Raw genomic sequence first — 10,026 nt, forward strand, 5'->3', positions numbered from 1 at the left:
CGGATACGATGGCCCGCGTGAATTACCCGCCCCCGCCGCCCGGCTACGGCTACGGCTACGGCTACGCGCCGTATCGCGCGCCGGACCACCCGCAGACCAACACCGTCCTGGTGCTCGGCATTCTCAGCTTCTTCTGCGCTGTGGTCGGTCCGGTGGCCTGGGTGATGGGGCGGCGGGCGCTGCGCGAGATCGATGCTTCGAACGGGATGGTAGGTGGTCGGTCCCAGGTGCAGGTGGGCTACATCATCGGCATCGTCACCACGCTGCTGACCGCGGTGTCGCTGGTGCTGGTGGTGTTCTGGTTCGTCCTGGCGATCGTCCTCGGTGTGGCGGCAGCGTCATGAGCGAGGAACACCCGTCCGGGCCCACCGAATGGGGTGAGCATCCGCACGGCCTGGGTCCGTGGGTCGCGGAGTACGGGACCGAACCGCCGCAGGACCCGCGGCTGGATCCGGAACTGCTCGCCACGGGCGATCGCCGCAATGTGGTCGATGCCTACCGGTATTGGACCCGCGAGGCGATCGTCGCCGATATCGATAGCCGCCGCCATCCGCTGCATATCGCGATCGAGAACTTCGGGCACGACGCGAATATCGGCACCGTGGTCCGCACCGCGAATGCCTTCGCCGCCGCGGCCGTACACATCGTCGGGCGCCGCCGCTGGAATCGCCGGGGCGCCATGGTGACCGACCGCTACCAGCACCTGGTCCATCACAACGATGTCGGTGAACTGCTGGATTACGCCGAACGTGAGAATCTGACCGTGGTGGCCGTCGACAACGTGCCGGGTTCGGTTCCGCTGGAAACCGCTGTGCTGCCCCGTGATTGCCTGTTGCTGTTCGGTCAGGAAGGCCCGGGCGTGACCGAGGCGGCGAAGCAGGCGGCGGTCATGACGGTGTCGATCGCGCAGTTCGGTTCGACCCGCAGTATCAATGCCGGGGTCGCGGCGGGGATCGCCATGCACGCCTGGATAACTCAGCACGCCGACCTGAGCCGAGCCTGGTAACACATAACAAATCGGGCGCGAAATCGTGGTTCGACCTGGCACCATGTACCCATGAACTCGCGGAGCGACGACGTGGAACCACGTTCGCATCTGCGGCGGGGGCGCGCACGAGTCGATTCCGCTGCCGATCCGAGCGCCGAAGTCTGGGCATTGCGTGCGGATGCGGCCGAATCTGCCGTGGTGTCCAGGCATCTGCAGCGGCTGTGGCTGCTGCCCCGGACCGGTCTGGGGGTGGTCGGCTGGCCCGCGAGCCTCCCGGAGCGGTTGTTCTTCACCTGGAACTACTGGTGGCAGGCCCATCTGATCGATTGTGCGATCGATGCCGCCAGCCGGGCGCCCAGCCGTGACCGCACCGGCCGGATCGAGATCATCGCCCGCACCCATCGGCTCCGCAACCTCACCGGCTGGACCAACAACTATTACGACGACATGGCCTGGCTGGCGCTCGCGCTCGAGCGGGCGGAGCGTACCCAGGGGCTCACCGATGTCCGTGGTGGCCTGATCGCGCTGGAGCAGCAGCTCATGTCGGGGTGGCAGCCGGAGATCGGTGCGGTGCCCTGGCGTAAAGACGACGACTACTTCAACGCCCCCGCCAACGGCCCCACCGCTGTCGCGCTCGCGCGGTTGGGGCATGTCGACCGTGCGGCGGGGATCGCGGATTGGATCGATGCCACCCTGCGTGATCCGGAGACCGGACTGATCCTCGACGGCATCCATCTGCCCTCGCGCCGGATCGAGCGGCCGACGTTCACCTATTGCCAGGGGGTGGTACTCGGGCTGGAGACCGAGTTGGCCGTGCACAGCGGGGACGCTCGTCATGCCGACCGGGTGGTGAAGCTGCTGGCGGCCGTCGAGGAGCAGATGACCGTCGGCGGTGTGATCGCCGGCGGTGGTGGCGGAGACGGTGGCCTGTTCAACGGCATTCTGGCCCGCTATCTGGCGCTGGTCGCGGTCATGTTGCCGGGGGAGGAGACAGCGCGGCAGCGGACCCGCACCCGCGCCGCCTCGCTCGTGACGGCCTCGGCGCGCGCCGCCTGGCACCATCGGCTCCAGGTGGAGGGCGAACCGTTGTTCGGACCCGACTGGTCGCAACCGGCACGGTTGCCCAGCGGAACCGCCGGCGCCGGCCGTCCCACCGGGGGCGGATCGGTCAGCGCGTCGCGCACCCCCGAGCGGGACCTCTCGGTGCAGCTGTCGGGGTGGATGCTGATGGAAGCAGCGCAGGTGGTGGCGGCCGCCGGACTCTAGTGGATACCCGTGCTGCGGTGGTCAGTGCCGTGGGTCGGTCCACACGATGCGGGTGCTCACCCGTGCGGGCCGGCGGACGGTGCGCAACGGCACCGTATCCGCGTAGTCCTCGGTCGGGAAGTCATCGATGTCGAACTCCTCGGCCGGTTTCGACATCTCGGCGCGGTACTGCCGGATCCCGATCACGGTCCCGACGAGGAGCACGACGACGAGCGAACCGGTGACCATCGGCATCAGCCACGACACCTTCTTCAGGTATCCACCGGTGTAGAAGCCGAGCAGCAGCAGAATCGGCGCCCAGATCACCGCGCCGATCGAACTGGCGATGGTGTAGCGGCGATGGTCCATTCCCGCGGCTCCGGCGACCATCGGGCACAGCGTGCGTACCCACGGGATCCAGCGGGCGATGAGCACCGCCACGAATCCGTGGCGCTGGAGCAGATCCGAGACACGGTCCAGATTCTCGGTGTTGATATATCTGCCGTTCTTCCGAGCGACCAGGTTGTGACCGGTTCGGGAGCCGATGACATAACCCACCTGGTTGCCCGCGATAGCGGCGACCATGGTGCCGATCACCAGCCCCCAGATCTGGACATGACCGGTCTGATGCGAGGCGAAGATGATGCCCGCGGTGAGCAGCATCGAATCGCCGGGCAGGAACAGGCCGATGATCACCGCGCACTCGAGAAAGACGAAGACCAGGACCACGGTCCACACGAGTGCCGGGCCGGCGGAATGCAGCGGATCGAATCCGCCCAACGCGAGGGGTAACGGTGACACAGGCAACGGCGTCAGCGGGTGGGCTCGTTCGTCGGCACGGCCATCTCCGCCTCGTCGACCTCGAGCACCGGCTCGTGATTACGGAGCTTCTTCGCCACCGAGATGATCGCCGGCAGGATCGAGACGAACACGATCAGCAGGAAGATGGCTTCGATGTGGTCGCGGATGAAGGCCACGTTGCCGAGGAAGTAGCCGAGGATCGTCACCCCGCCACCCCACAGGATGCCGCCGAGGATGTCGAAGGTCAGGAATTTGCGGTAGTCCATCTTCGACACACCCGCGAGCACCGGCATGAAGGTACGCACGATCGGCACGAACCGCGCCAGGATGATGGTCTTGGGGCCGTGCTTCTCGAAGAACGCGTGCGTCTCGGTGATGTATCGCTGTTTGAAAAAGCGCCCGTCTTCCTTGTGGAACAGGGCCGGCCCGATGGCCCGCCCGATCCAGTAGGCGCACTGATCACCGGCGATCGCGGTGAGCGCCACTGCGGGCAACAGCACCCAGATCGATACCGGCGGATGCTCGGTGGCGGCCAGCAGACCGCCGGTGAACAGCAGGGAATCGCCGGGCAGGATCGGGAACAGCAGACCGGTCTCGATGAAGACGATGACCAGGATCGCCGGCAACACCGCATTGCGCAGCCATGTCTCCTGCAGCAGGTACATGGGGTCGAGCAGGTGTTTGACAGAGAATCCGTCGGCGAGAGTGTCGGTGATGGCCAGCAAGGTCACGGGCCCCACAGTACCGGTCACGAGGCGATCACACCGAACCTCACGGCAACCTCTCAGGTGCCGGTGTTTTTCGGGGCCCGGTTTCGGGTTTCCGCCAGGCGCCGGCCGACCGGAAACAACGGGTCGAATCCCGCCGAGCAGATCCCGGCTTTTGCGACAACAGTCCCGGAACTAGGCTGGTGCCGACAGATTGTTGTTCGCAGCACACTACGGAGGTCACTCAGTGCCCATCGCGACTCCGGAGGTCTACGCCGAGATGCTCGGTCGGGCCAAAGAGAACTCCTTCGCCTTTCCTGCCATCAACTGCACCTCCTCGGAGACCATCAACGCGGCCATCCGCGGGTTCGCCGAGGCCGGTAGCGACGGCATCATCCAGTTCTCCACCGGTGGTGCCGAGTTCGGTTCCGGTCTGGGTGTGAAGGATATGGTCACCGGTGCGGTGGCGCTGGCGGAGTTCGCCCATGTGGTGGCCGCCAAGTACGACGTGACCGTCGCACTGCACACCGACCACTGCCCCAAGGACAAGCTGGACGGCTTCGTCCGCCCGCTGCTGGCCATCTCCGCCGAGCGGGTCAAGGCCGGGCAGAACCCGCTGTTCCAGTCGCACATGTGGGACGGTTCGGCGGTACCCATCGACGAGAATCTCGAGATCGCGAAGGAACTGCTGAAGCAGTCGGCTGCGGCGAACATCATTCTCGAGGTCGAGATCGGTGTCGTCGGCGGTGAAGAGGACGGCGTCGAGAACGCCATCAACGAGAAGCTCTACACCTCGTCGGCGGACTTCGAGAAGACCATCGACGCGCTGGGTGCGGGCGAGAACGGCAAGTACCTGCTCGCCGCCACCTTCGGCAATGTGCACGGTGTGTACAAGCCGGGCAATGTGAAGCTGCGTCCCGAGGTGCTGGCCGACGGGCAGCGGGTGGCCGCGGCCAAGCTGGGCCTGGGCGACGGCGCCAAGCCGTTCGATTTCGTCTTCCACGGCGGTTCGGGCTCGCTGAAGTCCGAGATCGACGACTCGCTGAAGTACGGCGTGGTGAAGATGAACGTCGACACCGACACCCAGTACGCGTTCACCCGTCCGATCGCCGGACACATGTTCGCCAACTACGACGGTGTGCTGAAGATCGACGGCGAGGTCGGCAACAAGAAGACCTACGATCCGCGCAGCTACCTGAAGAAGGCCGAGACCTCGATGTCCGAGCGTGTCGTCGAGGCGTGCAACGACCTGCGTTCGGCCGGTAAGTCGGTCAGCGCGAAGTAGTCCGCGAATCGGATACGCGAGCAGGGTGCATCGGCCGCCGGTCGGTGCACCCTCGGTGTATCCGGGGAAAGTGAGCGCGGATGTCCCGCATCGCGAAGATCACCGGCCCGGATGCTCGTCTCCGGTTGTCCCGGGCGGTGGGGCGCGAGATGATCGTTGCCGTGAACACCAGGGCAACCGATCGGAACCACCGGCACTCCGGCCGGCGTGAGGCGCGGATTCGGTGAGCAATCCGACCGGCCCCCAACTCCTTCCAGGTTCGCCCGGCCTCGACGTCCGCGTGCTGGGCCCGGTGCGACTGCTGGTCGGCGGTGAATCGGTCGCGGTCGGCGGGCCCAAGCCGCGGGCCCTGCTCGCCGCGCTGGCGGTCAACCGGCGGCGCGCGGTGTCCTCACAGGCTCTCGCCGATATCGTCTGGGACGAGGATCCGCCGGATTCCTACCAGGCCAGTTTGCAGGTGTTCGTCTCCAATATCCGTAAGGCGCTGCGAAATTCGGGTGTGGATCCGGTAGCGGTGCTGCGCACCGAGTCGTCCGGCTATCGGCTGGAAGCGACCGACGACGAATGCGATCTGGGCCGATTCGAATCCATCCGCAAGTCCGCGGCGGAGGCTACCGCCGCGGGTGATCACGAGACCGCGTCGCGCCTGTTCGCCGCGGCGCTCGAACAGTGGAGCGGCCCGGCACTCGACGATCTGTCCGGGGCCCGGTTCGCCGACACCTTCGCCACTGCGATGGGCGAAGAACGACTGCTCGTCGCCTCGGCTCGGATCGACGCCGAAATCGCCTGTGGGCGCGCTTCTTCGGTAGTGGGCGAACTGGTGTCGATGACCGACGCCCATCCGATGCGGGAACCGCTGTGGGTGCAGTTGATCACCGCGCTGTACCTGTCGGGGCGTCAGGCCGACGCTCTGGACGCATGCCGCCGGGTGCGCGCGGTGTTGGCCGAGGAACTCGGCATCGATCCCGGACCGGCCCTGGCCGAACTGGAGAAACGGGTACTGCGGCAGGAACCGCTCAACACCATGGCCATCGCTCAGGTGGAGCGAATGGCGAAGGCGATGACCGAAACCGTCACCGAGACACCGCGGAGTGCACGGTCGGGCAGATTGCGCATGGCCGACGGCCGGATGATCCCGATCGCCTCGAGTGGGTTGAAGATCGGCCGCATGACCGATAACGATCTGATTCTCGACGATCCCAAGGTCAGCCGCTATCACGCACACCTCATGCCCAGCCGCGCCGGGATGCTCGTCAAGGATCTCGCCTCGGCCAACGGCATCTATGTCGACGACCAATTCGTCGACGGCGGCACCGTACTTGTCGGCGGCGAACGGATTCGGATCGGTTCGACACTGATGAGTTTCGAGGCCGGCGCCGAATAGACACCGACTCCGGGCTCGCGGCAGGTATGGTCTGCGCCGATGCTGCCCGCAGGGCGCGCGGGTAGACCAGATCCGATCGGTCCGCGAGGGGTTGTGTATGGGTGTGCGTGTGCCGGCTTCCGTCGGTGTGGTGGTGCTGGGTGCCGGGCTGCTGGTCGGCCTGCCGGGTACGTCGGCCGTTGCCGACCCCGGAAGAGGTTCCGCGGCAACGGTACCCGGTACCGGACCGTGCGCGACCGACCCGGTACCGGTGCACGAATCGGTGGTCCCGGACACCCTGGAGGTGCCGGTCCCGTATCCGGTGGTCACCGTGGACCAGCCGCCGCCCCCGCAGGCCCCGGTGCGCACCGATATGGAACTTCCGGCGGACCCGTGCACGAACCCGTGCCCCGATCTCACCGACGGCCCCACACCCCCGCCCGGACCGCTGCAGCAGCTGGGTGTGCCGGAGGTGCAGGTGAAGCCGAAGCCGTTCTATTTCGCGCTGCCGCCGGGCCCCTCGCCCGATCCGGGCACGCCCCCGCCGCCGCGGATGCAGCCACCGACCCAACCGGCGCCGCAGGCCGACGTGCGGCCCGCGCCGAAGATCGGTGCGGTACGCGAGGTCGCCAAGGAGACCGGCGCGAATTCGGTGAACCGCACCGATAAGCGCTGGCAGGTCGACGGCACCGATCTGGGCATCATGTGGGAGAGCGCGCCGGGGGAGATCGCGACGGCGTTCGGTGACACCGTCGGCCACGGTTTCCATCCGCCGGGCGGGATGGGGGAGGACTGGCGCAGTAATCTGCTGGCGTTCAGCACGAATCGGGATCTGGATCGCGGCATGATCATCGATCGCATGGTCACCGACAGCCGGTGCCATGCCGCGGAGGTACTGTCCAGCCGCAAGAAGGACAATATCGAGATCACCACGATCCCCACCTCGGGTTTCGCGCTGCCCCACCGTGGTTCGGCCGACGGTATGCGGCAGTACCTGAGCTACATGTCGATTCGTACCTGGAACAGCATTCCTGGCACCTTCTACACCAACTACGGCGGCATCGCCTACTCCGACGACCACGGCCGCACCTGGACCAAGGACCCGCACGCGCACTGGGACAACATCTTCGGACTCGCCAACTTCCAGGTGTCGGCGATGGTTCCGCAGGGCGGCTACGTGTATCTGTTCGGGACTCCCAACACCAGGCTCGGATCGGTCGGTGTCGCCCGGGTGCCGCAGGATCAGGTACTCAACACCACGGCCTACCAGTACTGGCGGGACGGCAACTGGACTCCGGTGGGCGGGGCCGCTGCCGCTACGCCCATCGTGGACGCACCGGCCGGTGAGCTGTCGGTGCGCTACGACAGCGAACGCGAGGTCTGGCAGATGAGTTACCTAGACACCGCCAAGGCCGCCATCGTGCTGCGCGAATCGGATTCCCCACAGGGGAACTGGTCGCCGAGTACCCCGACCGTGCACGTGTCCGCGCAGTATCCGGAGCTCTACGGCGGTTTCATGCACCCGTGGTCCACCGGATCCGATCTCTACTTCACCGTCAGCACCTGGAGTGACTACAACGTCTACCTGATGCACGCACAACTGAAATGAATCCGGCGGCAACCGGCGTCAGGACAGCTGGACCTCGGCCAGGGCGCGACCGAACAGCTTCTTGCCCTCCGAGGTCGCGGTGAGCAGGATCGTCGCGACCTTCCGCTCCGGGTGCAGGGCCTTGACCTTGGCGGTGAACTCGATCTGGGCCGGCGAGAAAGCCTGCACCGGAACGAATCCGGAGAACCGCACGCTGTAGGTTTCGACCGCGGCCGGATCGCCGAGCCACTCGGTGAGATACCGGGCGCCCAAGCCCATAGTCAGCATGCCGTGTGCGACCACGGTGGGTAGGCCGGCCAGTTCGGCCGCCCGGTCGCTGAAGTGGATGGGATTGGGATCTCCCGCGACACCGGCGTAGTTGGTCAGATCACCGCGAGACAGTTGCATCGTCGCCGCGGGGAGCTGGTCGCCGACGGTGAGTTCCTCGAAGTGCGGACCGGTGTCGACGGTGAGGTCCCGACGCGACTGTGCCCGCTCGGGTTCGGGCGTCGCCTGCTCCGCGGGAATCGGGACGAGCACCTCCGGTGCGGCGGAGCCGACCTCGCGGCGACGCATCACCACCCCCTCGACCAGGCGCACGATATCGGCATCCACCTCGGCGCCCAGCCGGGCCACCAGAGTGGTCGAACCTACCTGGACGACAGTGCCTTCGGCGTCGAGGACGGTGGCCTTGACCGAGATGAAATCGTTGCCGCGCAGATGACGGATCGACTCGATCTCGGCCTCACTGTGCAGGACGTCTCCGGCCAGAATCGGGCGGTGGATCCGGAAGGTTTGATCGGTCTGCAGGATCTGCGACAGATCGTATTCACTGAGCACGCTGTCCAGCAGTGCCTGTGTGGTGGCCATACCGATGACGGAAGCGAACGTCGGCGGCGCCACGATGGCATCCCAACCCAGCTTGGCGGCATCGGCCTCACAGTGATGGGCAGGATGGTGGTTCTGCACCGCTCGCGCGAATTCGCGGACCTTCTCGCGTCCCACCTCGTAGCGGTCGCGAACGCGATAGTGGCGACCGGTCAGTGCTGCTGCTGCCGCCCCATCGGGTGCCAGCTCCGGCATGTCCCTGCTCCCTGCTCGTTGTTTTACCGTGTAAATGACAGTGTCGGACGTCTCGAAGATCTCGGAGATCGGATCTGGAGGTCTCGGAAGTTACTGTGCTGCTCCCGCGGGATCACACACCTTCCAACTGCCGTCGGTCTGCTGCAGGTCGAAGGTCCGGGCGGACGCACGCCCGGGATCGGAATCGGTGTAGGTGTAGGCCTGTGCGACGGCCTTGTCCCCGGTGATCTCCACCGCGTCCACCTTGTCGACCTTCAGGACCTTCTTCTGGTCCACCGCCAGCTTGTGCACGCCGGCGTACTGATCGGGCGCGATGTTCTGGTAGAAATCGTGCAACTTACCGCAGGTGGTGGCCTGCAGCGAGGACAGATCTCCGGTCTTCAAGGCATCGGCGTAGCTGTTGACGGCCTGCTTGACCTGGCCCTCCGGTGAGTCGTCCCCACCACCGGAGACCAGGGCGATCACGGCCACGATCACGGCCACGACCACCACGATGGCACCACCGATCAGTATCGGCTTGCGCTTGTCGCGGGCGGGCCCGCCGTCGGCGCCCGCCTCCTCGGCCGCCGGAACACGCTGTGGTTGCGCGAGTTTGCGCGTCGCGTCGTCCGCACCCGCCGGTGCCAGCGGCGCCGGGGTAGTCATCTTGGTGTCGGCGGGCGACGGTGCGCTGCCCGGACGCGGGCCGTCTGCGGGAGTGCCCTGACCGGGCCCCTGCGGCGCCGGTCCGCCCGACGGGCCACCGGGGCCGATCGGGCCTTGCCGATTCTGTCCGGGACCACCCTGGCCCTGTCCGGGACCACCTGGGCCCTGCGGTCCGGGACCCCCCGGGCCCTGCTGGGCAGGTCCGGCCTGTCCGGGGCCGGCTGCCTGCTGCGGGCCTCTAGCTCCTGCGGCATCCGGCCCCTGCCGGCCCTGCCCGCTGCCCGACCCGGGCTGTCGCATTCCCTGTCCGGGCCCGCCGGG

At 66.8% G+C, this 10,026-nt stretch carries 10 protein-coding genes; 6 read left to right on the forward strand and 4 right to left on the reverse strand.

The genetic code is table 11. The features are described from left to right. Window positions 1–17: 17 nt before the first annotated feature. Genes NV2_RS24270 through NV2_RS24280 form a run of 3 tightly spaced genes read left to right on the forward strand, consistent with a single transcriptional unit; the run spans window position 18 to window position 2,254 of the window. Window positions 18–344 (forward strand): DUF4190 domain-containing protein, encoded by a 327-nt coding sequence (locus NV2_RS24270; RefSeq protein WP_067878943.1) that lies wholly within the window; start codon window positions 18–20, stop codon window positions 342–344. After that, the gene (locus NV2_RS24275; protein ID WP_067878904.1) at window positions 341–1,006 is read left to right on the forward strand and encodes a TrmH family RNA methyltransferase; all 666 of its coding nucleotides are present in this window, start codon (window positions 341–343) and stop codon (window positions 1,004–1,006) included. The genes NV2_RS24270 and NV2_RS24275 overlap by 4 nt, the downstream gene beginning before the upstream one ends. A 51-nt stretch (window positions 1,007–1,057) precedes the next feature. Then, window positions 1,058–2,254 carry a glycoside hydrolase family 76 protein gene (locus NV2_RS24280; protein ID WP_084475375.1) on the forward strand — a complete coding sequence of 399 codons (1,197 nt, stop codon included), beginning with the start codon at window positions 1,058–1,060 and terminating at the stop codon, window positions 2,252–2,254. A 21-nt stretch (window positions 2,255–2,275) separates the two neighbouring features. On the opposite strand, the gene NV2_RS24285 is transcribed toward NV2_RS24280, so the two are convergent. Together NV2_RS24285 and NV2_RS24290 are read right to left on the reverse strand one after the other, a co-directional pair. Continuing rightward, window positions 2,276–3,034, reverse strand: coding sequence for a DedA family protein (locus tag NV2_RS24285; protein ID WP_245662759.1), 759 nt, complete (start codon window positions 3,032–3,034; stop codon window positions 2,276–2,278). A gap of 11 nt (window positions 3,035–3,045) precedes the next feature. Beyond that, the gene (locus NV2_RS24290) at window positions 3,046–3,699 is read right to left on the reverse strand and encodes a DedA family protein (protein ID WP_084475381.1); all 654 of its coding nucleotides are present in this window, start codon (window positions 3,697–3,699) and stop codon (window positions 3,046–3,048) included. A gap of 289 nt (window positions 3,700–3,988) precedes the next feature. On the opposite strand from NV2_RS24290, the gene fbaA reads away from it, so the two are divergent. The 3 genes from fbaA (at window position 3,989) to NV2_RS24305 (ending at window position 7,998) form a co-directional block, all read left to right on the forward strand. Then, window positions 3,989–5,026: a class II fructose-bisphosphate aldolase gene (gene fbaA / locus NV2_RS24295; protein WP_067878909.1), complete on the forward strand. Its 1,038-nt coding sequence runs from the start codon at window positions 3,989–3,991 to the stop codon at window positions 5,024–5,026. A 223-nt stretch (window positions 5,027–5,249) separates the two neighbouring features. Beyond that, window positions 5,250–6,410, forward strand: a complete 1,161-nt coding sequence (locus tag NV2_RS24300; RefSeq protein ID WP_067878912.1) for a BTAD domain-containing putative transcriptional regulator — start codon at window positions 5,250–5,252, stop codon at window positions 6,408–6,410. 97 nt (window positions 6,411–6,507) lie between these two features. Continuing rightward, window positions 6,508–7,998 carry a glycoside hydrolase family 183 protein gene (locus NV2_RS24305; RefSeq protein WP_067878915.1) on the forward strand — a complete coding sequence of 497 codons (1,491 nt, stop codon included), beginning with the start codon at window positions 6,508–6,510 and terminating at the stop codon, window positions 7,996–7,998. A gap of 18 nt (window positions 7,999–8,016) precedes the next feature. Here the strand turns inward: NV2_RS24305 and NV2_RS24310 are convergent, their stop codons facing one another. Further along, complete coding sequence (locus NV2_RS24310; RefSeq protein ID WP_067878918.1) at window positions 8,017–9,060, reverse strand: fused (3R)-hydroxyacyl-ACP dehydratase subunits HadA/HadB; 1,044 nt, start codon at window positions 9,058–9,060, stop codon at window positions 8,017–8,019. A gap of 90 nt (window positions 9,061–9,150) precedes the next feature. Next, on the reverse strand, window positions 9,151–10,026 hold an 876-nt coding region (locus tag NV2_RS31530; protein WP_218019020.1), incomplete at its 5' end, for an Rv0361 family membrane protein.

Source organism: Nocardia vermiculata NBRC 100427, assembly GCF_001613265.1.
Lineage (GTDB): Bacteria > Actinomycetota > Actinomycetes > Mycobacteriales > Mycobacteriaceae > Nocardia > Nocardia vermiculata.